Annotated in this window: 24 protein-coding genes; 18 read left to right on the top strand and 6 right to left on the bottom strand. The window is 31.6% G+C overall.

Annotation, left to right across the window (positions count from 1 at the left end; all coding sequences use genetic code 11):
* Nucleotides 1-2: 2 nt before the first annotated feature.
* Entirely contained in the window at nucleotides 3-893 is an 891-nt protein-coding gene (locus ACIJYC_RS05510; protein WP_435165358.1) for a YgfZ/GcvT domain-containing protein, read from the bottom strand.
* A 43-nt stretch (nucleotides 894-936) separates the two neighbouring features.
* Here ACIJYC_RS05510 and ACIJYC_RS05505 point away from each other — a divergent pair, with 43 nt between their 5' ends.
* Nucleotides 937-2,256, top strand: a complete 1,320-nt coding sequence (locus ACIJYC_RS05505; protein ID WP_435165355.1) for a dihydroorotase — start codon at nucleotides 937-939, stop codon at nucleotides 2,254-2,256.
* On the opposite strand, the gene ACIJYC_RS05500 is transcribed toward ACIJYC_RS05505, so the two are convergent.
* The gene (locus ACIJYC_RS05500) at nucleotides 2,237-2,569 is read right to left on the bottom strand and encodes a DMT family transporter (protein ID WP_435165352.1); all 333 of its coding nucleotides are present in this window, start codon (nucleotides 2,567-2,569) and stop codon (nucleotides 2,237-2,239) included. The two genes, ACIJYC_RS05505 and ACIJYC_RS05500, sit on opposite strands and share 20 nt — an antisense overlap.
* Nucleotides 2,562-4,463, bottom strand: coding sequence for a propionyl-CoA synthetase (locus ACIJYC_RS05495; protein ID WP_435165350.1), 1,902 nt, complete (start codon nucleotides 4,461-4,463; stop codon nucleotides 2,562-2,564). Before ACIJYC_RS05495 ends, ACIJYC_RS05500 begins: the two co-directional genes overlap by 8 nt.
* 214 nt (nucleotides 4,464-4,677) lie before the next feature.
* On the opposite strand from ACIJYC_RS05495, the gene ACIJYC_RS05490 reads away from it, so the two are divergent.
* The 6 genes from ACIJYC_RS05490 to ACIJYC_RS05465 all read left to right on the top strand — a co-directional run bounded on the left by ACIJYC_RS05490 (nucleotide 4,678) and on the right by ACIJYC_RS05465 (nucleotide 9,407).
* The gene (locus ACIJYC_RS05490) at nucleotides 4,678-5,445 is read left to right on the top strand and encodes a bacteriorhodopsin-like (RefSeq protein ID WP_435085334.1); all 768 of its coding nucleotides are present in this window, start codon (nucleotides 4,678-4,680) and stop codon (nucleotides 5,443-5,445) included.
* A 77-nt stretch (nucleotides 5,446-5,522) separates the two neighbouring features.
* Nucleotides 5,523-6,524 (top strand): fatty acid desaturase, encoded by a 1,002-nt coding sequence (locus tag ACIJYC_RS05485; RefSeq protein ID WP_435165347.1) that lies wholly within the window; start codon nucleotides 5,523-5,525, stop codon nucleotides 6,522-6,524.
* Between the two features lie 61 nt (nucleotides 6,525-6,585).
* A complete protein-coding gene (locus ACIJYC_RS05480; RefSeq protein WP_435087789.1) occupies nucleotides 6,586-6,906 on the top strand; it encodes a 2Fe-2S iron-sulfur cluster-binding protein in 321 nt (106 codons plus the stop codon).
* Nucleotides 6,907-7,923, top strand: a complete 1,017-nt coding sequence (locus ACIJYC_RS05475) for an NAD(P)/FAD-dependent oxidoreductase (protein WP_435165344.1) — start codon at nucleotides 6,907-6,909, stop codon at nucleotides 7,921-7,923. It begins immediately after the preceding gene.
* Entirely contained in the window at nucleotides 7,920-8,546 is a 627-nt protein-coding gene (locus tag ACIJYC_RS05470) for a glutathione S-transferase family protein (protein WP_435165341.1), read from the top strand. The genes ACIJYC_RS05475 and ACIJYC_RS05470 overlap by 4 nt, the downstream gene beginning before the upstream one ends.
* Before the next feature lie 72 nt (nucleotides 8,547-8,618).
* On the top strand, nucleotides 8,619-9,407 hold the full coding sequence (locus tag ACIJYC_RS05465) for an MOSC domain-containing protein (protein ID WP_435165339.1): 789 nt from the start codon (nucleotides 8,619-8,621) through the stop codon (nucleotides 9,405-9,407).
* Nucleotides 9,408-9,415: 8 nt separating this feature from the next.
* Here ACIJYC_RS05465 and ACIJYC_RS05460 read toward each other — a convergent pair whose 3' ends face one another.
* The gene (locus ACIJYC_RS05460; protein ID WP_435165336.1) at nucleotides 9,416-9,937 is read right to left on the bottom strand and encodes a TraR/DksA family transcriptional regulator; all 522 of its coding nucleotides are present in this window, start codon (nucleotides 9,935-9,937) and stop codon (nucleotides 9,416-9,418) included.
* A gap of 78 nt (nucleotides 9,938-10,015) precedes the next feature.
* Here ACIJYC_RS05460 and ACIJYC_RS05455 point away from each other — a divergent pair, with 78 nt between their 5' ends.
* From ACIJYC_RS05455 to ACIJYC_RS05405, 11 genes are all read left to right on the top strand, one after another.
* A complete protein-coding gene (locus tag ACIJYC_RS05455) occupies nucleotides 10,016-11,407 on the top strand; it encodes a glycosyltransferase family 39 protein (RefSeq protein WP_435165333.1) in 1,392 nt (463 codons plus the stop codon).
* Nucleotides 11,408-12,277: a glycosyltransferase gene (locus ACIJYC_RS05450; protein ID WP_435165331.1), complete on the top strand. Its 870-nt coding sequence runs from the start codon at nucleotides 11,408-11,410 to the stop codon at nucleotides 12,275-12,277.
* A gap of 2 nt (nucleotides 12,278-12,279) precedes the next feature.
* Nucleotides 12,280-13,725 carry a DUF1800 family protein gene (locus tag ACIJYC_RS05445; protein ID WP_435165328.1) on the top strand — a complete coding sequence of 482 codons (1,446 nt, stop codon included), beginning with the start codon at nucleotides 12,280-12,282 and terminating at the stop codon, nucleotides 13,723-13,725.
* Nucleotides 13,722-14,891, top strand: coding sequence for a DUF1501 domain-containing protein (locus ACIJYC_RS05440; protein WP_435165325.1), 1,170 nt, complete (start codon nucleotides 13,722-13,724; stop codon nucleotides 14,889-14,891). The genes ACIJYC_RS05445 and ACIJYC_RS05440 overlap by 4 nt, the downstream gene beginning before the upstream one ends.
* A 122-nt stretch (nucleotides 14,892-15,013) precedes the next feature.
* Complete coding sequence (locus tag ACIJYC_RS05435) at nucleotides 15,014-16,456, top strand: DUF1800 family protein (protein ID WP_435165323.1); 1,443 nt, start codon at nucleotides 15,014-15,016, stop codon at nucleotides 16,454-16,456.
* The gene (locus ACIJYC_RS05430; RefSeq protein WP_435165320.1) at nucleotides 16,453-17,601 is read left to right on the top strand and encodes a DUF1501 domain-containing protein; all 1,149 of its coding nucleotides are present in this window, start codon (nucleotides 16,453-16,455) and stop codon (nucleotides 17,599-17,601) included. The genes ACIJYC_RS05435 and ACIJYC_RS05430 overlap by 4 nt, the downstream gene beginning before the upstream one ends.
* A gap of 120 nt (nucleotides 17,602-17,721) precedes the next feature.
* Nucleotides 17,722-19,104 (top strand): hypothetical protein, encoded by a 1,383-nt coding sequence (locus tag ACIJYC_RS05425; protein ID WP_435115850.1) that lies wholly within the window; start codon nucleotides 17,722-17,724, stop codon nucleotides 19,102-19,104.
* Nucleotides 19,101-20,243, top strand: coding sequence for a hypothetical protein (locus tag ACIJYC_RS05420; RefSeq protein ID WP_435165317.1), 1,143 nt, complete (start codon nucleotides 19,101-19,103; stop codon nucleotides 20,241-20,243). Before ACIJYC_RS05425 ends, ACIJYC_RS05420 begins: the two co-directional genes overlap by 4 nt.
* 377 nt (nucleotides 20,244-20,620) lie before the next feature.
* Nucleotides 20,621-21,097: a hypothetical protein gene (locus ACIJYC_RS05415; RefSeq protein WP_435165315.1), complete on the top strand. Its 477-nt coding sequence runs from the start codon at nucleotides 20,621-20,623 to the stop codon at nucleotides 21,095-21,097.
* Nucleotides 21,097-23,604, top strand: coding sequence for a hypothetical protein (locus tag ACIJYC_RS05410; protein ID WP_435165312.1), 2,508 nt, complete (start codon nucleotides 21,097-21,099; stop codon nucleotides 23,602-23,604). Before ACIJYC_RS05415 ends, ACIJYC_RS05410 begins: the two co-directional genes overlap by 1 nt.
* A complete protein-coding gene (locus ACIJYC_RS05405; protein ID WP_435165309.1) occupies nucleotides 23,588-24,613 on the top strand; it encodes a hypothetical protein in 1,026 nt (341 codons plus the stop codon). Before ACIJYC_RS05410 ends, ACIJYC_RS05405 begins: the two co-directional genes overlap by 17 nt.
* On the opposite strand, the gene ACIJYC_RS05400 is transcribed toward ACIJYC_RS05405, so the two are convergent.
* A complete protein-coding gene (locus tag ACIJYC_RS05400) occupies nucleotides 24,606-25,886 on the bottom strand; it encodes a Y-family DNA polymerase (protein ID WP_435165306.1) in 1,281 nt (426 codons plus the stop codon). The genes ACIJYC_RS05405 and ACIJYC_RS05400 overlap by 8 nt on opposite strands.
* Nucleotides 25,864-26,259 carry a LexA family protein gene (locus ACIJYC_RS05395; protein WP_435165304.1) on the bottom strand — a complete coding sequence of 132 codons (396 nt, stop codon included), beginning with the start codon at nucleotides 26,257-26,259 and terminating at the stop codon, nucleotides 25,864-25,866. Before ACIJYC_RS05395 ends, ACIJYC_RS05400 begins: the two co-directional genes overlap by 23 nt.
* Nucleotides 26,260-26,369: the final 110 nt, after the last annotated feature.

Genomic DNA, 26,369 nt, shown 5'->3' with positions numbered 1-26,369 from the left:
ATTTAAGATTTTATCCAATTTGGTTTTTCAATCTTAATTATAGCATTTTTTGTATTAAAATTAGCTTTTTCATTAAAATTTTCATCTAAGTATTTAATTAAAGCAAATGGATATTGTTTATCTATTAATACTTTGCCAATTTCATTATCATTATAATAAATACTTTCACCTTCATTTAATTCACCTTCAACAACATTTATTGGTAATAATCTTTTTGAAAGCTTATTTTTTAATTTAATTCTAGCTGTATTTTCTTGCCCAACATAGCAACCTTTTTTAAAATCAATTCCATTTAATTCTTCATAATTACATTCAATTCCAAATAATTTATTTTGTAATTTGTTTAAATCCTTTGGAACTATTCCAAGTTTATGACTAAATGAGTAATATTCATTCATATTTGCATCATGCAAGTCTAATTTCTTTAGAGATAAATAAAGTTTTTCTAAATTAATAATTAATCTTGCTCCTAAGTGTTTATTTCTTGGATCTAAAAAAATAGGATCTTCTCTATATTTTAAAGTAAACCCAGAAATATCTTTTGCTTCTTCAAAAGTTAGGAATTTTTCATGAGAAAAAGCAGCAACCACAAATTCATTACTAAGATTTAGAATTTCAACTTTTGATCTTAGTTTATAAATACTTAATTGCTTATATAATCCATCTACTTGAGATTTTTCACAATCAATTATGTAACCAGACTTGTGTTTAATTATTATAAACTCATATAAGAATTTACCTTGAGGAGACAACAAAGAAGAAAAGCAGCTATTATTTTGATTTACTTTATTAATGTCATTACTAATTAGATTTTGAAGAAACTCTTTTGTATCCTCGCCGTTTAAGTACAGAATGGCTCTGTCATCCAAAATATATACGTTTTTAATATTCATATTTGATTGATTGATGATTTTAATATAATTACTTTTTTCATAAATGTTAGATCTAATAATTAAAAACGGAAAATGTTATATTGATGGTGAATTGAAAGATGTAGATGTTGCTATTAAAGATGGTAAAATTCATCAAATTGGTCAAATTTCAGATGACGCTAAGGAAACAGTTAATGCTCAAGGCCAAACTGTTTTACCAGGATGTATAGATACTCAAACGCATTTTAGAGAACCAGGATCAACGGATACTGAAGATTTGCATTCTGGAAGTAGGGCTGCAATTGCCGGAGGAATTACCAGTGTATTTGAAATGCCTAACACTAATCCACCAACTTCTAATATGAAAGAATTTCAAAGAAAATTGGACCTCGCAAAAAATAGAATGTATTGCAATTATGCATTTTATTTTGGTGCAACTGCTGACAATGCAAATGATTTAGCAAGTTTAAAAGATTTAGAGGGTTGTTGTGGAATTAAACTTTTTGCAGGGTCTTCAACTGGAAACCTTTTGGTTGCAGAGGAAGATGATATTGATAAGGTTTTTCAAAATAGCTCAAAAGTTGTTGCGGTTCACTCCGAAGATGAAGCAATTTTAAATGTTAATAAAAAATTAATCAAAGATGGTGATGTTCATTCCCATCCTGTTTGGAGAAGTGCAGAATGCGCAATATCCTCAACAAGACGAATTGTTAGAATTGCAGAAAGACATAAGAAAAAAGCACATATTCTTCACATAACAACAAAAGAAGAGATTGATTTTTTATCTCAACATAAAGGTAATATTACCTTTGAGATAACTCCACAGCATTTAACAATTTATGCGCCGGATTGTTATGACAAACTTGGAACGTATGCTCAAATGAATCCTCCCCTTAGAGATAAGTCTCATTATGATAGATTATGGTATGGGGTGAGAAATAATATGAACGACACAATAGGCTCAGATCATGCGCCTCATTTAAAAGCGAATAAAGAAAAAAATTATCCTAACTCACCATCTGGTATGCCTGGAGTTCAAACCTTAATGCCAGTTATGCTTAATCATGTTAACGATGGAAAGCTTTCTCTTAATCAACTAATGAATTTAGTATGTGAAAACCCAGTTAAGATTTTTGGAATTCAAAACAAAGGTTTTATTAAAGAAGGTTATGATGCTGATTTTACAATTGTTGATATGAATAAAACAATTGAAATTAAAAATGAAAATATTGAGAGTAAATGTGGTTGGACTCCTTTTAATGGATATAAATTTAAAGGAACTCCAACTTCAACTATCATTGCTGGAAAAATTAAAATGCAAGATGGTAAGATACTAGGTGATCCTGATGGAACAGCTTTAAAATTTAGCCAAGCTTTACTGTAAAACTATTAACTAGAACAACTCCAATAACAATAAGGAACAATCCACAAATGGCTTGCCAAGCTAGTGTTTGTTTAAAAAATATGTACCCAAGTATTGCTATTGTAAACACACCAAGTCCACTCCATGTTGCGTACACAATCGCTATTGGAAGTTTATCCATAACAAAAGTCATTAAATAGAATGAAGCAAGATAAAATATTGAAAGACAAACTGTTGGTATAACTTTTGTAAAATTTTGTGACACAGGCAACAACATTGTTCCAGCTACCTCACAAAATATTGCAATGGATAAAAAAAAATATGTTTTAATCATTATTTATAATTTTGTTATCAATTAGGTCTTGCTTAATCTCGTCAAGGATTGCAGGATCATCAATTGTAGGAGGCACTTTATATTCAACACCATCAGCAATTTTTCTAATAGTTCCTCTTAAAATTTTACCAGATCTTGTTTTTGGTAATCTTTTAATAACAATTACAACTTTAAATGCTGCAACAGGTCCGATTTTATCTCTAACCATTTGTACACATTCTTTTGAAATTGTTTCGTTATCTTTATCTACTCCAGATTTTAAAACAACAAGCCCAATAGGAAGTTGTCCTTTTAATTTATCTGCAATTCCTAGTACTGCACATTCAGCAACTGATTGATGTTCAGATAAAACTTCTTCAATAGCCCCTGTTGATAGTCTATGACCTGCAACATTTATAATGTCATCTGTTCTAGACATAATCCAAATATAACCATCGTCATCAATGTGACCTGCGTCATATGTTTGGTAATAACCCTCATAATTTGACATATAATTTTCTTTATATCTTTTATCTGCATTCCATAATGTTGGAAAAGTTCCTGGAGGTAGTGGGAGTTTAACGACAATGTCTCCCATTTCATTAGGTTTTGCTAAAGTTTGATCTGGTTTAATAATCTTAACATCATAACCAGGTACTGCTTTACAAGCCGATCCATATTTAGTCTCCATCATTTCAATTCCAGTGCAATTAGAGCTAATTGCCCAACTAGTTTCGGTTTGCCACCAATGATCAATTACAGGAACTTTTAATAAATTTTCTGCCCATTTAATTGTGTCTGGATCTGCTCTTTCTCCTGCAAGGAATAAGCTCTCAAAATTACTTAAATCATATTTTGAGAAAAACTTACCTTCAGGGTCTTCTTTTTTAATAGCTCTGAAGGCAGTAGGGGCTGTAAAAAGAGATTTAACTTTATAGTCAGATATAATTTTCCAAAAAGCACCAGCATCAGGAGTACCAACTGGTTTACCTTCAAATAATACTGTGGTGCAACCTTTGAATAATGGAGCATAAACAATATAAGAGTGCCCTACAATCCAACCAATATCACTTGCTGACCACCAAATATCATCGGTATCAATATTATAGATATTTTTCATAGTCCATTTTAGAGCAACTATGTGGCCACCCATATCTCTGACTATTCCTTTGGGGGTGCCGGTTGTACCAGAGGTATATAAAATATATGCAAGTTCATTTGAATTCATTTCAACACAATCAGCATTTGGTGCATTTAAAACAACTTCATCCCAACTAACTTCAATTGGACCATTTAATTTTACTTCATGACCTGGTCTTTGAAATAAAATCATTTTATTAATTTTATGATTGGCAAGTTTAACAGCTTCATCCACCAAAGGTTTGTATTCAACAGTTCTTCCGGGCTCAAAACCACATGAAGCTGTGACTAATAATTTTGCTTTACTGTCATCTATTCTGCTTGCAAGTTCGTTTGAAGCAAAGCCACCAAAGACCACTGAGTGTATTGCTCCAATCCTAGCACAAGCTAGCATTGCAATAACTGCTTCAGGAATCATTGGCATGTAAATAATTACCCGATCCCCTTTAGCAACTCCTTGCGCAGTTAGTGCTCCTGCAAATTTTGAAACTTTTGATCTTAGTTCTTCGTATGAGAATTGACTTTTGTTTCCTGTAATTGGACTATCATAGATAAGAGCAGTTTTTTTTCCTCTACCTTGATCAATATGGATGTCTAAAGCATTGTAACAAGTGTTGGTCACACCATCTTCAAACCATTTATAAAAGGGGGGATTGGATTTATTTAAAATTTTACTAGGTTTTTTAAACCAAAAGATATCATTAGATGCTTCTTGCCAAAATTTTTCAGGATTATTTATAGATTGTTCGTAAATTTTTTGAAATTTCTCTGACATTAATTTTGATTCGAATTCTTATTTTTTGTTGGTTTTTAAATCACAAATTGTATTTAATTTTAAAAAATAAGTAAAATCAATGTAAATTAACAGTAATTAACTCTTCATAAATCTAAATTTATTTGCTATTTAACCCAAATCTTTGTTCGAGGTAACTCGAACTTAGTTTATATAAACTAAATAAATAAAAACTAACTAAAGAGGGAGTTTTTTTATGAAAAAACTTAAATTGTTTGCTCTTACAGCTGTAGCCCTAATGGGTGTTACAGGTGTAGCAAACGCGGAGACAGTGATGTTAGCTCAGGATGATTTCGTAGGTATTTCATTTTGGTTAGTATCAATGGCTTGTTTAGCTGCTACTGTATTCTTTTTCTTAGAAAGAAGTTCAGTTCCAGCTGGTTGGAGAGTTTCAATGACAGTTGCTGGTCTAGTAACTGGTATTGCATTCGTACACTACATGTATATGAGAGATGTATGGATCATGACTGGTGATTCACCAACTGTTTACAGATACATTGACTGGTTAATTACAGTTCCATTACTAATGTTAGAATTCTATTTTGTTCTATCAGCAGTAAACAAAGCAGATTCAGGAATTTTCTGGAGATTGATGCTTGGTACACTTGTAATGCTAGTAGGTGGATACTTAGGAGAAGCAGGATACATCAACGCTACACTTGGTTTCATTATCGGTATGGCTGGTTGGGTATACATTCTTTATGAAGTATTCTCAGGTGAAGCAGGTAAGAGAGCAGCGAAAAGTGGTAACAAAGCACTTGTAACTGCTTTTGGTGCAATGAGAATGATCGTTACTGTAGGTTGGGCTATTTACCCATTAGGTTACATTTTTGGTTACCTAACAGGTGGAGTAGACGCTAACTCACTTAACGTGATTTACAACGCAGCTGACTTTTTGAACAAGATCGCTTTTGGTCTAATCATTTGGGCAGCAGCAATGCAACAACCTGGTAGAGCTAAGTAGTTTTACTTAAAATTTAAATTAAAGGGCAAGGACATTTTTGTTCTTGCCCTTTTTTTTTGCCTACAATAATTTATGCTATGGAAGTTAATCTAGACAAATGGCACAAGTGTAAAGTCGATATTGAAGTTCTTAAAGAACTTTCAAAAAAATCTGACATAAAAGGTTTACAACACATCTCTCTTTTTTTTGGTTTATTAATTTTAACTGGAAGTTTGGCGTATTTAACTTGGGGAACCTGGTGGTCGGTGTTTTGGTTTTTAGTGTATGGAAACATCTATTCATTTTCAAATCCATTGTGGCATGAGACGGGTCATAAAACTGCCTTTCAATCAAAATTTTTAAATGAATTTTTTTATTATATTTCATCTTATATGGCTAATTTTGAACCAATCAGATGGAGATACACTCATTTTGTTCATCATGGCAATACTTATTCAACTGAAAATCCTTTTGATCATGAAATTGAATATGGAAACAATTTAAAAGAAACTCCAAAAGGATTAATTATAAATATAATTCCGTTTTTAGATTTAATATTTTTTAAAAAACATATTTCATATGAAATTATTCAACATGCATTTGGAGTTAAAACAAAAGTAATGGAAGACTGTATTCCTGAAAAAGCACAAGCAAAAGTAATTTTTAGTTCAAGAATTTATGTTGCAATTTGGTTGTTAATTATTTTATGTTCAATAGTTGCTTCTTCTTGGATACCATTACTTTATTTTCTACTTCCACAATTTTATGGAAAAACTTTACACAAACTTGTTGCCTTTACTCAGCATGCGGGACTTGCAAGAAATGTTAAAGATCATAGGTTTTCAACAAGAGAAATGTACCTAAATCCAATACTAAGCTTTTTATATTGGAAAATGGAATATCATTTAACTCATCATATGTTTCCAACAGTCCCGTCATATAACTTAGATAAACTTCACCACCATATAAAAGATCAATTGCCTAAACCAAATAATGGACTGATAGACGCATACAAAGAAATAATTCCAGCATTGATTAAGCAGAAAGAAGATGCGAGTTATTTTATAAGAAAAGATATACCTCAATTACAAAGTGTCTGAAAATAGACTTGGTATGATTTTACTCACTTGTTCTATCTAAATAAAAACCTATATATAGCCCATGGCAAAAATTACATATAATACTCACGACAGCAAAACACACACAATCGATGTTCAAAATGGATTAACAGTTATGGAGGGCGCAGTTCAAAATGATATTCCAGGAATTGATGCTGATTGCGGAGGTGGAATGGCGTGTGCAACATGTCATGTGTATGTAAATGAAGAGTGGAAAGATAAACTTCCAGCCAAAGAAGATGGTGAAGAAGATATGTTGGATATGGCTTTTGAGCCAAAACAAAATAGCAGATTAAGTTGTCAGCTAATTGTTTCAGATGAATTAGATGGTCTAGTTGTAAACATTCCATCAAAACAAGGTTAGATGAATAAAACAGATGTATTGATAATTGGAGCAGGACCAACAGGTTTGTTTTGTGCTCATCAATTAGGGATCATTGGATTAAGTTGTGAGATAGTTGATAATCTTGATAAAGCTGGTGGCCAATGTATTGAACTTTATCCAGATAAACCAATTTATGATATTCCAGCTGTACCTGAATGTACTGGAGAAGAATTAACCAACAATCTTTTAAAACAAATAAAACCTTTTAATGTAAAAACTCATTTAAATGAAAGAGTGGAAGAGCTTAAAAAAGTCGAAAATCGATGGCATGTTAAAACAAGTGGTAACCAAAAGTTTGATGTAGCAAGCATTGTTATTGCGGGTGGTGTTGGATCGTTTGAGCCTAGAAAATTTCCTTTAAAAGAATGTGAAAAATTTGAGGGTAGTTCATTATTTTATTCAATTAAAGATAAGACAGTCTTTAAAGATAAAACAATTTCAATATTTGGTGGCGGAGACTCAGCACTTGATTGGGCAATAGAGCTTTCCAACACATCTAAGGTAAATCTAATTCATAGAAGAGATGGTTTTAGTGGAGCAGAATCTAGTGTTCAAAAAGTTAAAGAGTTAAATGATCAAGGAAAACTCAACCTATATACAAAATGTCAAATAGACTCAGTTTTAGGAGATAAAAATATTGATCTAGTTAGAATTAAACATGACGACGGAGAAGTAAAAGAATTAAAAACAGATTATGTGCTTGGTTTTTTTGGATTAATTATGCAACTTGGTCCTATCTTAAATTGGGGATTAAACATTGATAAAAAAACAATTACAGTTAACACAGAAAATTTTGAAACAAATATAGATGGTATATTTGCAATTGGTGATATCTGCTCATACCCTGGAAAACTTAAATTAATTCTTTCAGGTTTTCATGAGGGCGCATTAGCTGCAAGAGGATGTTTTAAGTATGCAAAACCTGATGAAAAATTAAGATTTGAATTTACAACCACATCAAAAGCTGCTCAAGAAAGATTAGGTGTTAAGAAGTGATAGAGCTTTTTACAGCTGATACTCCAAATGGTAAAAAAATTTCTATCATGCTTGAGGAGATTGGTTACGATTACAAAGTAACCAAAGTAGATATAAGTAAAGACGAACAATTTAAACCAGAATTTATAAAGTTAAGTCCTTTTAGTAAAATCCCTGTAATTACTGACCATGACAATAAAGAAAGTATTTTTGAGTCTGGGGCAATTCTTATGTACCTAGGGGAAAAAAGTGGAAAGTTTTACGAACAACAAGATAGATTAAAAATAAATCAATGGTTGATGGCACAAATGGGAACTATTGGACCAATGATAGGACAGCATCATCAATTTCATCATTATAATCCTGGCAAAAGTGAATTTGGTGAAGAGAGATATTTTAAAATTGCAAAGAGAATATATCAGGAATTAGACAATAGATTGAAAGACACAAAATTCCTAGCAGGAGAAAAATATACAATTGCTGATATTGCTACTTTCCCTTGGTTTGCAAGACATGAATGGCACGACATTGGATTAAAAAATTACAAGAATTTATCTAGATGGTATTTAGAAATATCAAACCGTGATGCAGTTATAAAGGGCTATGATCTTTACAATAATGGCTCACAAATTCCAAAGCTCTAATTATAAATAACTATCTTTTTAATTAATTTTTATTAATTTTCTTTAAGTTGAGTTTTATTCTAAGATCACTTTATGAATATAAAAATTTCATCTCTAAATTATTGCCCAGTTAAATCTTTATCATTTCAAAAAATTAATAAATGTAAAATTAAAAAAAACATTGGGATTGAGGGAGATAGAAATTTTGCATTTTCTAAAAACCTTAATTTAGATGAGGTAAAATTATTTGAAAAAAATCCCAATGAAAGAAAAGATAAGTGGAATAAAATTTTAACTCTTAAAAATTCACCAGTTCTAAATAAATATAATTTTATATTTGAAGATAATGAGTTAACATTATTCCTTAAAGATAAAAAAGTACTTACAATTGACATAAATCAGCTTACTGAGCGTCAAAAGTTATCTGATAAAATTGCAGAACTGGAAAAATCTTTAAAACAACCTTTAGTTTTAATGAGAAATGAAAACTTTCCTTTTTTTGACACATCTATTTCAAAAAAAATTAATTTTACTAACTCGATCTCTCTTTTAAACATCCAAAGTATCAAAGATTTTGAAAAAAAAATTAATCAAGAGGTAGAACAACAAATATTTAGAGGCAATATTTATATCGATGGAGTTAAACCTTGGGAGGAAAGAGAATGGTTAAGTAAGGTAATAAGAATTAACAATGTTCATTTTAAAGTTGAAAAAAATATTCCAAGATGTGTTGCAATCAATCTTAAACCTCAAACAGATGATAATTCTTTTGATTTACTTCAGCTATTGAAAAAAACTTACAATCATTTTGATATGGGTGTATTTTTAACAGCTTTAGATGATGGTGAAATCAGTGCTGGAGATTTAATTAATTTTGATTAATTATAAATTTAGTCATCTGCATGAACTTTTTCATTTTTCTCATGCTTTTCTTGAGCTGCAATAGTGTATTTTGCAACAGGTCTTGCTATTAACCTTTTTAATCCAATGGGCTCTGCTGTATCTAAGCAGTAACCATAAATATCTTCTCTAATTCTAGCTAAAGCTTTATCAATTTCAGATATTAACTTGATTTGTCTATTAATAGCTTTCATCTCTACATTTTTATCAGTGTACGAACTTGCTTGATCTACTACATCTGCAGAAATACTATTGTCATCCATGCTTCCAAAATAAAGTGCCTCATTATTGGCTTTAACTAAATCTTTTTTCCATTCTGTTAATCTCATTCTAAAAAATACTTTATGTTTTTCACACATATATTTTTCAGTGTCTTTTGGAACATATGTTTTTGAAATTTTAATAGGAGCTTTTGCAGCAACCTTTGTTTTAGTTACAGTTTGTGCTTTTGGCTTTGCAACTTTAGCTTTTGCTTTGGTAACTTTTTTCTTAACTTTAGTAGTCTTAGGCATAGTTAAAATTTGAATTTCCGGAGTATATTCAGCAAATTAAGGGTGTCAAGCAAGCGTAATTGTTATAAATATTTATAAATGACCATTATATGCAAAAATACAAACAATATATTTTATATTTTTATTACAGCTCATCTTATATTTTGGACATTCGTACCATCTATTACAAATCAAAATTTACCATTAGATACTATTGAGCATTTAGCTTGGGGGAGTAATTTAGATTGGGGCTTTAACAAGCACCCACCGATGGTTGCTTTTTTTCCAGAAGTTTTTTTTCAAATTTTTGGATCTCAAGATTGGGCTTATTATTTGCTTAGTCAAATTTTTGTAATTATTTCTTTTTATTATGTGTTTAAATTTTCTAAAGAATTTTTTAATAATAATTTACTGGGATTAATTTCAGTTTTAATTATTGAAGCAATTTATTTTTATAATTTTACAACTCCCGAATTTAACGTGAATGTTTGCCAATTACCGTTTTGGTCATTGACTGTTTATTTTTCATGGAGAATTTATTCCAGTAAAGAAATAAAATTTACTGATTGTTTTTTAGTTGGATTATTTGCGGCTTTTGGATTTTTATCCAAATATTTATTTATTTATCTTTTATTCTCAATTGATCTTTTGTTTATTTACTTAATTTTTATTAAGAGAGAAAGAAAATTTGACTTTAAATATTTAATAACTGTTGAAATATTTTTAATTATTTTAGTTCCTCATTTAATTTGGCTCAATAACAATGATTTTATTACTATCACCTATGGACTTGCTAGAACTGGATTAGAACAGTCTAGTTTAATTGATCATATTAAATATCCGCTAATTTTTCTAATAAAACAAATTGGAATATTAATTCCATTCTCAATCTTAGTTTGGTTATTAGTAAAAAAAATTAAATTCAAATTTAATTTTAAAGATAAAAAATTACTTTTTTTGTTAGCGATTAACATTTTACCAATTCTATTCATGTTTATAACATCGGTGTTTACAGGCTCTAAGATTAGAACAATGTGGATGACACCATTTTATTTATTTTTTGGTACTTTATTTATCTATTTGCTTAAATCTGAAATAAATATCAAAAAACTTAAAAAATTTACTTATGGTTTTTTATTCCTGTTTTTATTAAGCCCTTCACTTTATGCTTACATTTCTCTCTCAACAGACAACAAAAGAACCGACTACTTTGGAAAAGAAATTGCAGATCTTGTTGATAGAAGATGGGTTGAAAATTTTTCAAATGAAATCATGTATGTTGTGGGTGATGAATGGCATGCAGGTAATTTATCTTATCATTTAAGGGACAGACCCAAATGGTTCCTCAGTATTGATGGAAAAGTAGACAAATTAGATCCTTCTGGTGGTTTAATTTATGTTGGTAATCCAGAAATATTAAAAAATTTATGTCCTGGAGAATTTGGTAAAATTGCTAAGCAGGGTATTTGTATGATCGGGTTAAGAGAGTAAATGAAGATTATATTATTAATTCCAATTTATAATGACAGGGAATCTTTAAAAAAATTAATCGAAGATATTAATTTTGAAGTAAAAGATTTGAATTGTGAAGTGTCAGTTGTTGTTATAAATGATGCTTCCTCTCAGCAAATTATAGATACTTATCAAAACTTAGAAAATATTAATTTGTTTGAAATCATCAATATGAAAGAAAATAGGGGTCATGCAAGATGTATTGCTTCTGGACTTAAATATATTTTTGAAAAAAAAGAATTTGATTATGTGATACCAATGGATGGTGATGGTGAAGATCGACCAGAGGAGATTAAAAATTTTATACAACTTGCAGAACAATCAAATAATCAATCGATAGTAGGTGAAAGAGTTAAAAGATCTGAGAGTTTGTTTTTTAAATTTTGCTATCAATTTCATAAATTTTTAACTTTAGCATTTACTAGTCAATCTATTAGATTTGGAAATTTTACCTGTTTATCAAAATCAACGGTTGAAAAAATGCTTAAAGAAAAATCTACTTGGAATAGTTTTTCAGGATCCTTAAAAAAAATTGATAAAAATTTATTATCTATTCCATCTATAAGAGGTAGTCGATATTTTGGCCCATCTAAGATGAGTTTTTTTAATTTATTAAAACACTCTCTTTCAATTATTAGTGTTTTTAGAAAAACAGTTTTAATTCGATCAACTTTTTTTATAGTTTTTTATATTCTTTTAATTAAAAGTAACGCATCAATTGTCACATCAATACCACTAGTTTTATTATTAATGATGATCTATTCAATTTCTAATTTAGCTTTAAGAGAAAATTTAGAGGAACTTGATAAATCTCTAGAAAATATTCATAATATAGATAAAATAAAATAGTAATGAAAAACTTTTTTAGAAAAATAGCTTTTGGTTTAAAACCTGAAGAAAAAGCCCCATCTGATCCACTAACCTGGGCTCAAAAACAAGTTGAGACAATCCCCGAATTTAATTGGAAAGGAAAATATATTTTCTCAGAAAAAGAAATGAGAGAACATTGGATCAAACAAAGAGTTACTGAAGAAACCACTTTTAAAAAGAAATATAAAAATGATCCTGAAGGGTTAAGAATAGCTGAAAAGAAACTTGAAGATGATAGTGGGGCAAAATTTTGGCCTAATAACGAAATTTGTATCAGACATGCAGAAGCAGTAAGAAGCGATAACCCTGTACTTGCTAAACTTTGGTATTTTTGGACCAATCATTTTACAATAAGTGACACTCAAAGGTTACCAAGCTTTTCAACAGGAGCTTATCAAAGAGAATTCATAAGAGCTAACATGGACAAAACTTTTGAAACTATGGCAATAGAAGGAACTATTGCATGGCCGATGATAATGCATCTAGATAATAAAGATAATATTGGACCAAAATCTATAAGTGGAAAAGAAGATTGGCGTAAGAAAGAAAATGAACCTGCAACAATAAATGAAAATCATGCTAGAGAATTAATGGAACTTCATACGGTTTCACCAAAGGCTGGTTATACTCAAGAAGATGTCATGGGACTTGCATGCATAATGACGGGCTGGAGACCAAAGTGGACAAAATCAAAAGATCAAGGAACAGATATTAGATTTATGTCAAAGCGACATGAGCCAGGAAAAAAATATGTTTTTGGTAAAGAGTATAAAGCAGGAAAAAAAAGTTTGAAAATTGCTATTAAAGATTTGGTAAATCATCCTTCATGTAGAGAATTTATAGCAACAAAACTTTGTAGGTATCTAATTACTGACAACCCAACAAAAGAGATGATTGCTCCAATTATTAAAGCTTGGGAACAATCAGATGGACATCTACCAGAAGTTCATAAAGCTGCAATTAAAGTTGCATTTGAATACAATGATAAATATAAAAAATTTCAAAACCCTGAAAATTGGTGGTTGCAAACTATAAATATGTCAGGCGCTACATACGCATATCCAATACCAGAAAAGAAGATGGATAAGTTTGAATTAGGTAATTTAATTAGTCAAGAGTTGAGAGAACCTGATCGGTTGTTAAAAGATATAGGTTATCATCCATATAGATCCAAACAACCTAATGGATATTCAGATTTATCAACTGATTGGTTATCTACTGAATTGATAATTAGAAGATTAATGTATGCGAAAAGAGCTTTTCATACATACAAAATTAAAGATCAGATAGACGATACTATTCATGAAAAAATTATTCGAACAAATTTTGATAATCCAGACAAAATTTTAAAGATAGTTTCAAAAGCTAAAAGTAATGAAGAAAAGCATATGATTTTATTTAATTTACCAGAGGTATTAAGAGCATGAAGATATCAAGAAGAGATTTTTTAAAAGGTTCAGCTACAACTTTATTTTTAGCAGGATTTAATCTTCCAGCTATAGCTTCATCATCCAAAAAAAAGAACTTAGTGGTAATTATGTTACGTGGAGGTATGGATGGTCTTTGTGCGGTACCTATAATTGGAGACAAAAATTTTGAAAAAAGACGAAAAAATATCTTAATTGAAGATACAATAAAACTTAATTCTGATTTTGCTTTGCATCCAAGATTAATAGGATTTAATAAATGTTGGAATGATAATACAGGATCAATAGTTCATGCAACTAGTATTCCCTACACGCAAAGATCACATTTTGAAGGCCAAAATTTAATGGAGTCAGGTGGAAAAATTGCCTACCAAGAAAAAACAGGATGGGTTGGAAGAGCAATGAAGCTAGCAAAACTACAGGGTGATGGATTAGCACTATCATTACCAATGCCATTATTGCTTAGAGGTATTCCAAAAAATAACAACTATTTTCCAGCAGATGGAAAACTTCCACAGAAAGACACTTTGGATCTTTTAAGATCAGTTTATGCCGAAAGCTCAGAAGATGAGCTTTACGAGATGATGGACTTCATTAAAAAAAGAAAAGATGAACAAATGATGGGCGGCGGTTCCTATCGTCGTGGAAAAAGAAAAAATAAAAATCTTGCAAGACAAGCAGCTACATATTTGAGAAAATCAGATGGTCCAAGAGTTGCAGTATTTGAAGTTAATGGTTTTGATACTCATGCAGCTCAAGGAGGAGTGGATGGAACTCATACAAAATGTTTAGTCGAAATGGATGAAATTATTAATAATCTAAAAGACAATCTTCAAGAAGCTTATAAAGATACAATCATTTTAACCGTTACAGAGTTTGGAAGAACCATAAAACAAAACGGTGGAAATGGAACTGAGCATGGCTATGGAACCGCAATATTTATGGCAGGTGGTCTGTTAAAGAAAAGCCAAGTTCATACTGATTGGCCAGGTCTAAAGAAGAAAGAACTGTATCAAGGAAGAGATCTTAACGCTACGATTGATGCAAGATCTGTCTATGCATCAGCGATGTCTACAGTGTTTGATTTAGATTTCAAACGTATACAAAAAGATGTGTTTTGGGGTGAGGATCTACAAAATCTCTCAGATAAACTCTTTAAAGCTTGATAAATAGACCTATTTTGGTTTTTATTTATTTTGACTGTATTTAATAAAATAGTTAACTTTTTAATATTGTAGCAAAGTCTGGTTGTGCTGACTTTTAAATCCAGGGACAACAAAAAATTATTATGAAAAATTTTTTTAGAAAAGTTGCTTTTGGTTTAAAACCAGATGAAAAAATTCCATCAGATCCATTAGTTTGGGCAACTTCACAAATTACAGATAAAATACCAGATTTTACTTTTAAGGGAAAAATTTATTCTGAAGAGGAATTAAGAAAACATTATAGGGATTGGGTTTTTAACGATAGAAAAAAACTTAGAAAAAAATTTAAAAAAGATAAAAAAGGATACAAATCTGCTAAAAATAAATTGAGAGCAGACACAGGACAAAAGTTTTGGAGAAATTTAGAATTAGCTATTAGACATAAAGAGGCAACAATGGGAAGTCACCCTGTTCTTGCAAAACTTTGGTATTTTTGGGGTAATCATTTTACAATTAGCGACAAAGATTTCTTGTCTCATTATACTACGGGTGCGTATCAGAGAGAGACAATTCGATTAAATATGAATCAAACTTTTGAAAAACTGGCACACGAGGCTACAGTTGCATGGGCAATGATTCATCATTTAGATAACGCTGTAAATGTTGGCCCTAAATCTAAGGATGCAAAGGCAGATTGGAGAAAAAGAAAAAAAAGACCAGCAACTATAAATGAAAATCATGCAAGGGAACTTTTAGAGCTTCATACAGTTTCGCCAAATTCTGGATATACTCAAGAAAATATAACTGAACTAGCTATGATAATGACTGGATGGGCTCCAAATGACGAGCTTAACAAATCATTGCTTGAAACTGCAAGTGTTAAGTTTCAAAGAAAATATCATCAACCAGGTAAAAAATTATTTTGGGGCAAAGAGTTTCCAAAAGGAAAAAAAGGTTTGCCAGCAGCTATTAAGTTTTTAGCAAATCATAAATCATGTAGAGAATTTATAGCCTATAAACTTTGTAGATATTTAATTACTGATTATCCTACTAAAGATATGACAGATCCAATTGTAAAAGCTTGGGAGATAAATGACGGATTTTTACCTGAAGTTCATAAAGCTGCGATTAAAGTTGCTTTTGAATTCAATGACAAACATAATAAATTTCAAACGCCTGAAAATTGGTGGTTACAAATGGGAAGAATGACAGATGCAAAATGGCCACCAAGTGATGATAAATTTGATACTTATCAGTTAGGGTATGGGCCAGATCCTTATCAGGCAAAACCACATAAGTTTATGAAAGATATGGGTCATCATCCTTACTTATCTCAGCAGCCTAATGGATTTTCTGATTTAGCTGAAGACTGGATGTCTCCAGAATTAATAATTAGAAAATTTTTATATGCTAGACAAGGTTATATCAATTTAAAGCCTGATAATAAAAATGATGAATTTTTTGAAAAAGTAGTAACCAATAATTTTGATAATCCTGAAAAGATAATGAAAATATTAAATAAGAATAAAAAAACTATAGATAAACACATATTATTGTTCAATCTACCCGAGGTTCTAAGAGCATGAAAATATCAAGAAGAAATTTTTTAAAGGGATCCTTAACAACTTTATTTTTAGCTGGATCTGGTTTTCCTGTTTATTCATCCACTAAAAATAAAAAAAATTTAGTTGTAATTATGTTGAGAGGTGGAATGGACGCATTATGTGCAGTTCCAGTAGTAGGAGATAAAAATTTTGAAAAAAGAAGAAAAGAACTTATTTTAGATAACACTATAAAATTAAACTCAGATTTTTCATTACATCCTGGTTTAACTAATTTCCATGAACTATGGAAAGAAAAGAAAGGTGCTATAGTGCACGCAACAAATATTCCTTATACAGAAAGATCCCATTTTGATGGGCAAAACTTAATGGAGTCAGGTGGTAAAATTCCATACAAAATTAAAACAGGATGGCTTGGAAGAGGAATGAAAATAGCTGGTTTAAAGCAAGAAGGTTTAGCTTTAGCATTGCCTATGCCTTTACTTCTTAGAGGGGTACCACAAAATAATAATTATTTTCCAACCAAAGGAAAGTTGCCAAGTGATAAAGTATTAGCTTTATTAAAAGATGTTTACAGCGATAGATCTGAAGATGAATTAATAGATATGCTTGAAATAATAAAATCTAGACCTAAAGAAACTTCTTATGCAGCAGATGATACTTATTCATTAGCAAGTGAAGCAGGTACTTTAATGAAAGAACCCAATGGCCCAAGAGTTGCAGTTTTTGAAGTAGGTGGATTTGATACTCATGCTGCACAAGGCGGAGAACATGGGACACACTCTGATTGCTTAAAAGAAATGGATCTTATTTTTGCAACTTTAAAGAAAAGATTAAAAGAACAATTTGACAATACATTAATTGTTACTCTGACTGAATTTGGAAGAACAATAAAACAAAACAGCGGATTAGGAACAGAGCATGGCTACGGATCTGCTATTTTTATGGGTGGTGGTCTTCTTAAAAAAAATCAAGTTTACGCTGACTGGCCAGGATTAAAAAGCAAAGAGTTATTTCAAGGAAGAGATCTAAATGTAACAATTGATGCAAGATCAGTTTATGCGTCAGCTATGTCGACTGTATTTGATTTAGATTTTAAACGTATCCAAAAAGATGTTTTTTGGGGTGAGGATTTACAAAATCTTTCCGACAAGCTCTTTAAAGCTTAATAAATAAATCTATTTTGTTTTTTATTTATTTTGACCGTATCTTAAATATTTGCTAGGTTTGTTATATAATAACAAAGTCTGGTTGTGCTGACTTTTAAATCAAGGGACAACATATAAATTATGAAAAATATAATTTTAATTGTTGTATTAATCTTTTCATTTCAAAACAATCTATTTGCTTCTGAGTCCAACGAACAAAATCAATTCAATCAATGGCTTTTGAAAAATGGCCACTCCCAATATTTAAAAGATGGGGGTGCTAAGGTTGATCTTTGCGCAACATTTAAAAAAAATAGTGATGCTTGGTTAAATGAAGAATGTGGGTTTTATCCCAAAGGAAAAATGATAACGATGAATAATCTAAATATCAAGCTAGCTAATAAAGCATTTTCATCAACTAATATTACTTATCATGCAAACCCAAATAGAGACACCTTGATTTATTATTTATGGAAATATTCTTATAGAGATAGAAGCTCACATTTAAAAGAATTTAAATCGATAAATAGTTCCTACGATTTTAAATTCAATTTAATTGAAGATAAATTTTTAAAAAAACAAATGAAAACTAAAGGTATCCTTAGTTATTTATATTACCAAGATGGTGAAGTATTGATTGACGAACTTTCTCCTAAAGAAAGACTGGGAGAATTTTTAAATAATGATACGAAATTTTATTCAATGTCAATGGGTAAGTCAGTAACTTCTTATTTAGTAGGTCATGCCATATGTGATGGTTACATTGATGGAGTTGATGCAAGAGTAAATGACTGGCCTGTAATAGAAGATTCACTTTATCATGATCAAAAATTAATTAATTTTTTAAATATGAATACTGGTGATCAAAAATACATCGATGAATTTGACGATGGTACCAGTAAATTAGGTGCATATGAAGATAGGGATATTGAAACAACTATGCGCTCACACTTTAGAAACAAAAATACAAAAAAATCTAAGGAAAGATACAATTATAATGGGTTTGTTACTCAGTTAATTTTAAACTATATGAAATTTAAAATCGGTGAAGATTATGACAAATTTTATAGCAAAGTTTTTAATGATAAAATAAAGATCAAAAATAGCATTCGTTATGGCTATACTAGTTTTCAAGAAAAAAATGGAAATGGACATCCAAACATAATGGCAACAAGATTTGACTATCTTAGAATTGCAAAAGCTATAATGGATGATTATCAGAATGGTACTTGTGTTGGAAAATATTTAAAAGAAATTTACGAAAGAAGAATACCAAAAGGAAGCAAAGAAAAAGAAGAGCCTGCATTTAATCGTACAAAATCATATGGGGGTCAATTTCATATGGATTTTCCAGGATTAAAAGACAAAATTATATTTGGTATGGGTGGCTATGGCGGGAATATGATTATAATTGATGTGGAAAATTCAAGAATACTGGTTGTTAATTCACTACATTATAACAATAAAAAATATAAATATAATCACAAAAAGCTACTACACGATCCATTTAAAAAAGGTAAATGAAAAAAATCTTAATAGTTATTTGTATATTAATATTTTCAACTTCAGCTTACGCAAATAAAAACAAAAAAACTTGGGATTATCCACTTAGAGATTATGAAGGTTGGGTAGTTAAAGGATCAGAAAATCACTACAAGTTTAAATCAAATCTAAGACAAGATAAAAATGTTTTAAAAGAATTTAAAAATAATAAAAACACTGGAATTATTAGTTACTTACTTTTTGAAAATGATCAAATTGTAATTGATGAGTCAGATATACCAACTTCAGTTCAAGGGGATAAAATTATTAACGGTATGCTTCCATCGCACTCAATGGGTAAAAGTTTAGTGTCTTATGTAACAGGGCACGCAATCTGTGAAGGTTATATTGATAATATAAATGTAAAATTAGATGATTGGCCTTTAATTCAAAATACCCTTTATCAAGACTCAATACTGCTTGATCTTTTGAATATGAAAGGTGGGGATCAAAAATGGGTTGGTGAAAGAAGAAATGTTGGTTCTGACAATAGGATCAAAGGTTTGAAAAAAGAGGAAAATGTAAATGTTATTGGTTTAGTCAAGGTAATGAACAAATATTTAAGAGGTACGAAAAAAAGTAAATTAATTTATAATTATAGTGCCTTGACCACCAATGTAATTATGAATTACGTTAAATTCAAAGCTGGTGATAATTGGGATAAATTATTACATAAAGTATTTAATGAACATGTTGGAGTTGAAAACAAAGTTCAATTTCAAAAATCTAGAAAATATTTAAAATATGAAGACTTTGTTTCTGCCAGATATTCATTTTATGCAAATAGATATGATTACTTAAGAATTGCTAAAACAATGATGGATGATTGGCACAATGATACTTGTGCTGGTAAATATTTAAAAACTATTTATGAAAATAGAATTAAAAAGAAAGACAATATAAAACATGCAACTGATGTTGGTCTTTATACAAAATCATATGGTGGTCAAATTCACTTTGATATTTTTGGAATTGATAAGAAAAGAAAAATTTTAGGATTGAGCGGATTTGCAGGCCAGCAAATATTAATTGATTTAGATAATAAAAGAATAATAGTAGTTAGTTCATTATATAGAAACTATAATTGGAAGAAAATTGTTCATTCAGTAATTAAAGGTTAAATGAATTCAGTATTGTTCCTAATTGGAAAGTGCCTTATTAATTAACTCTTCACGTTTAAATTGAATATTAATTTCATTAATCTAGTATTTAGGCACTAATTAGTTATTTCTATAACGAATAATAAGTAGTAGGGTTCTTCTTATGAATGGTTACTTAGCCAGGCTCAGTTAAATTTAAAACTGCATCATTAGTAATAAAAATTTTAATTGTTTTAACTTTTATAATTTTTTCTTCATCAAATTTAGAAGCTGCAAAAAAAAAAGATAAAGAAGAGAAAGATTGTATTTATTGTAAAAAATATGAGAAAATAAGTGATTGGCCTGAAAGTGAAAGACCAGAAGCATTTATCTATGAAAAAATAGATTACCCAAAAAAAATGTTTCATAAAAATCATAAAACAAGCAAACAAAAGCAGGGAGCGGCAGGAAAAAAAGTTTATGCAAGATTTGTTAAAGGAAAAGGTGAATTAAATAAATATCAACATCATATGATAAGAGACATGGCTTACTTCGAGGCCTTATTTAATGAAATGCTAAATGACAAAAATGCAAAGGTTGAAACCTTAGAAGGTTTAAAGAAAGGAAGAGAGGCAATGAGAATGAGTTTAAATATTTCTCCAAAAGCCAAATCATCAGAAGCAATTTTAAAATTCTGGGCAACAGGTAAAATGCTTTATGCAGCATATAAAAAAAATAAAAAAAAGAAGAAAAAAAAAGCAAAAGAATTAACACCTGAAATTGCTGAACGTGCAGCAGTACTTGCTAGTTTAAAAAAACAAATTGCAACAGCAAAAGTTAATGCTCAAAGAGCAGCAACTATTAAAGCACAAGAAAAAATTGAGGAAGTTAAATAATGATTAGAAAAATTATTATAAAAAATTTAATTATATCCTTACTATTTTTGAATATGGTTGCTAAAGCAAATGATATTACTTCTATGTCAGGAATTTCTGAAGCAGCAGGTAATTCGGCTCAAGCAGCAGCAGATCAATTAGCTTCTGACGCTGGAAAAGTAGCAGAAAATATTGCAGGAGCTACAGAAGCGTTGGGTGAGGCTAAAAGTGATATCGGTAAAGCTTTAGATGTCTCAATAGCGCAAGCTGAAAGTGCAATGTCATTTGCAACAGAAAGTTTAGCTAAAGGAGATATTACTTCTGCAGTCCAAGCAATGTCATTGGTTGAGGGTGTAACTGATATGGCTTTAGGAGCCATTCCTGATCCAACAGCATTAGATATGACAGGAGTAGATTTTGCAAAAGATTTTTCCCCAGCAGAAATGGCAGCATTATCAAGTATAGCAGGACAAATGGGAGCTGGAAAAGTTGTAGCTATGCAAAAAATGGCAGGGCAAATGAATGCGCTAGGTGCAGCAGGGTTTGATGCAAAAGGTATGATGGGATCTCTTGATGCTCAAGGAATTGGAATGGGAGCTGCGATGGAAGGACTTGCTAATGCAGGAATGGTTGACATGGAAGCTGTTACTGGGTCAGCTAATTTTGATATGGCAAATTTTGATGCAGGAAATTTTGCATCCATGAATGTTGCGGAAATGGGAATGAAGCCTGCAATGATGGCTGGAGCATTAGAAGCTTTACCTGTAGGTGCTGCAACAGCAGCACTAGAAACTTTGGCTGCCAATCCAGAAGCTATGGGGCAAATGGGTCAAACTATGACAGGTGCTATAGTTGCAACTATGAGTGCAAAAGGCATGGGTGAAGATATGATGAAAAGCATGGAAGACAACATTGGAATGCAAGGCATGTCAGGAATGGCCAAAGGTATGGCAGGTATTGAGGGAATGAAAGAAATTGGAAAAGCAATGTCTGATATGGGAATGGAAGGTATGGCTAAATCATTATCTACTGCATTTGCAAATCCAGAAGTAGGTATTGCCGGCGCAATGTCAGGAACAGTAGGAATGATAAGTCAAGCCATATCAGGAAAAGCTCCTACAGAAAAAACAGCACTTCAAAAAGGAACAGAAATGAAAGGCTCATTTGCAAATAATATGGCAGAAGCAGGACCACAAGCTTTAGATATGCCTGAAAATATTAGTGAGTCAGGTATGATGATGGGAGCAATGGTTATGGCAAGACCATCTTTAGCAGGAGGATTGCCTGGTGCAATGGCACCTCCCGAAGGAATGACAGCTACAGCAATGGGAGCTATGATTACAGGTGATGCACCATCAGGCCAAATGATGGGAGATGTTATGCAAGGTATGGGAAAAGCTGAAATGGGAGAGGCAATGGCAAACATGACAGGAATGGATGCTGGAGCAATGGATAAATTGGGAATGGCAGACATGGCTGCACAAACAGGATTGACACCTGGAATGGTTGCAAGTATGGGCGCAGCTGGAATGGCAGGGATAGATTTAACTTCAGTTATGTCATCTAATGTTGCAGGATTAGGAAGTAAAGCAGTTCAAGGTATAGCCAACATGGCAAAGAGTGGAGATATGTCAGCAGGAGTAATGGGTGATATGATGGAAGTTGGTTTGGTTAATCAAGGAACAATGGCGGCAATGGGTGCTAAAGGAATGAAGGAATTAAGTGGTGCTATGGGAATGGAAGGTGGAGACATGGGATTAGCAGCTATGAGTGGTGGAATGGTTGGCATGGGTGCAATGGATTTAAACGCTCAAATGAATCCAGAAATGGCAGCGAGCATGGGTTTAGCTGGAGGACCAGAAGGAGCTAAACTTGGAGATTTAATGGGAGATCCAAAAGGAATGGACGGAGCTATGATGAAAGGTGGAATGAATTTAGGCCAAGTTTCTGCAGCAATGGGAACAGGTATAGATCCTGGAAAAGCAATGGGATCAGTTGCTGGTGCAGCAATGGCAGCTAATGAGGCAGGATCAGGATTAGCAGGTGCAGCAATGGGAGCAGCAATGTCAGCTCAAGGAGCCGCAGCTTCAGCTATGGGTTCTCATGCAATGGGAGCAGCTATGGGAGTTGGTGGCATGGGAAAAGGTGCCATGGGTGAAGCCATGGGTGGAGCCATGAAAGAAGGTATGAGCGGTGCCATGGGTGGAGCCATGGCAGGGGCTATGGCAGGTGGACCTGCAGGACCAGGAATGGGTGATGCTATGGGTGGCGTGGGTAATCCAGGTGGAGCCATGGGAGATCCAGGTGGAGCTCTAGGAGGAGCCATGGGAGATCCTGGCGGTGCCATGGGTGGAGCCATGGGAAATATTGGTGGAGCAGTTGAAGGTGCGATGGGTGGACCAGGCGGACCAGGCGGACCAGGTGGACCAGGCGGTCCAGGCGGACCAGGCGGACCAGGCGGACCAGGCGGACCAGGCGGACCAGGCGGACCAGGCGGACCAGGAGGTCCTGGTGACGGAAAAAAATAAAATTATATTTTTTAATATCTTAATTTTTTTAATTTTTTCATTAAATTTTTCTTATTCTGATTCAAGATTTGGTGAATTAACAGAAATGCGTGATGAAAGAATGAGAGGAAAAGATGGTCAGTGGATAAGACCTCATCCAGGACCTTTTGTATGGAATAAAATTGAAAGAAAACAAGGAAGTTATTCTTGGGATGAAGCTGATGCACAAGTTGTTTATGCTCAAGAACATAATCAAACAATTATAGCAACCATTTGGCCATACTCTAATTGGGAACAAAAATCTTGTAAAAGAAAAAAAGCAAGAAGTCCTTTTGGTAAACATTTTTCAAAGTATTTGAGTAAACCTTGTTCAATGGATAATTATAAAACTTTTCTTTTATCACTAGTAGATCGTTATGATGGTGATGGTAATAATGATATGCAAGGATTAACTAAGCCAATCATATATTGGGAGATAATGAATGAACCAGAATTTAAAATGTTCTTTAAAGGAAAGAAAGATGAATTTATAGAAATTTTTAATTTTTCTTCAAAAATTATTAAAGAAAAACAAAAAGACTCTATAATAGTTATGGCAGGTGCTGCAGGAATGTTTCCAGAAAATAAAAAATTTTGGAAATATACTTTACCAAAAATAAAAGATAATTTTGATATTGCTAATATTCATCACATAAGCACTCCTGATGGAAAATGTGATAAAGAATTTTGGGTTGATGAATTTGCCTCCTTACTAAAAACCACAAGTATTAATAAACCTATTTGGGTTACAGAAGCTATGACCTGTGGACCACCAGTTAAAGCATATATAAATGCTTTTTTAAATGGAGCAGAGGTTATTGTTGATGTAGGTATAAATGCACCAGGTAAGAAGATGAGTAAAAAGAGTAGAAAAAATTTAAATGATTTTATTACTAATTATGATGGTTTTTCATCTCTTAAACGTGTTTCAAAAACAGAAGTAGAATTTCAATATAAAGACGGTTCTACTAAAGCTTATAAACTTAATTAACTCTAATTGTTGGTAGAGAATAAAAATCAGCTGTATCTATCTTAGAAGAATACTCTCTTTTCATATTCCATTTTTTTTGAACACCAGCACTTGCAACACTTAAAGTTGATCTTCCATATCGGTGATTAGTGCTATCAATAGATCTCATTAAACTGTTTATCTTCTCATCTTTTTCAGATGAAAATAGGTTAGTTTTGTCATTAGCATTTGAAAGTCCAGTAAGCATAACACCTGCTTTTTGGTACTGGTAACCATTTTTAAATATACTCTCAAGTATGGTGACTGCAGTTTTAACTATCTCAATACTATTGTTTGTTGCAATTGGAAAATCAATAGTCTTTGCATTCGAATAATATCCATAGTTTCTTTGAAAGGGACTAGTTCTAACAAATACTGTGATTGCTTTTGCAACTAACGACTCTGATCTAATTTTCTCAGATGCATTTAAACAATAATTTGCAACTGCTTCTTTTAATTCTTGAAATCTTTCAACTCTTTTCCCAAACGATCTTGAGACAACACAACTTTTTCTTTTTGTGGTAGTTGTCTCCAAATTAATACAAGGAATTCCTTTAAGTTCCATTGCAGTTCTTGAGCCTAAAACATTAGAAGATTTTTTGATCCAGCTGTTAGATTTATTCTTAAGTTGCTTTGCGTTATAGACACCATGTTTTTGATAAAATTTTGTTAATTGTTTACCAACTCCCCACACATCATTAATTTCAATTTTTTCAAGTACAGGATCTAAGTTGTCAATTCCAATTAGGCTAGTAACTCCTGATTGCTTTTTTTTTGCAATTTGATTTGCAATTTTACTTAAGGTTTTTGTTTTAGCGATTCCAATACTAGTTGGAATACCAGTCCATTGTAAAACTGTTTCTCTAATTTCTTTTCCAATTTTTTCTACATCTTGATCTGGAAAATTTGATAAATCTAAAAAAGCTTCATCAATAGAATAAATTTCCATATCTGAATTAAATCTTTTAAGTGTTCGCATTACTCTTCTAGATAAATCTCCATACAAAGAATAATTAGATGAGAAAACTTCAACTTTATTTTTAATGATAATATCTTTTGCTTTAAAATAAGGTTCACCCATTTTAATACCTAAAGCTTTTGCTTCATTAGATCTTGAAATAATACAGCCATCATTATTGGATAAAACCACAACAGGCTTTCTTCTTATTTTAGGATTGAATAATCTTTCACAAGAAACGTAAAAAGAATTACAATCAACTAAGGCTATTTTTTTAGTACGTAGAATGGATGACATAAGTTACAACCCCCCAGATAAAGATATCTTCTTCTTCATTAATTAAAATTCTGTCAGTAAACTCTTTAGATCCTGACGTTAAAAACTTTTTATCTCTTTCTTGAACTAAGCTTTTAACTACAAGCTCATCATGAACGTTTGCAATTACGGTTGAAAAGTTTTTTGGTTTCAAACTTTTATCAACTACTAATAAATCTCCATCGTTAATTCCAACATCCACCATCGATTTTCCTTGTACTCTGATGATGAAAGTAGCTGGAACATTTCTTATCAAATGTATATTTAGATCAATATCTTCTTCGATATAATCAGTTGCAGGAGAAGGAAAACCAGCGCCCGCTTTATGTAGATAATAAGGGATTGTTAGTTTCATGTTCTTGTTTTGTTCTAATTTATAGACTAGTTATACAATACACGCAAGAGGTTGTATTTTGAGTCTGTAACTGAATCAAAAGTGAATCAAAACGTGAACATCCAAAACCA

The organism is Candidatus Pelagibacter bacterium nBUS_28, assembly GCF_051200915.1.
GTDB lineage: Bacteria > Pseudomonadota > Alphaproteobacteria > Pelagibacterales > Pelagibacteraceae > Pelagibacter.
Note: the sequence above shows the minus strand (reverse complement) of the source record. Positions and strands in the feature narration are given on the sequence as shown.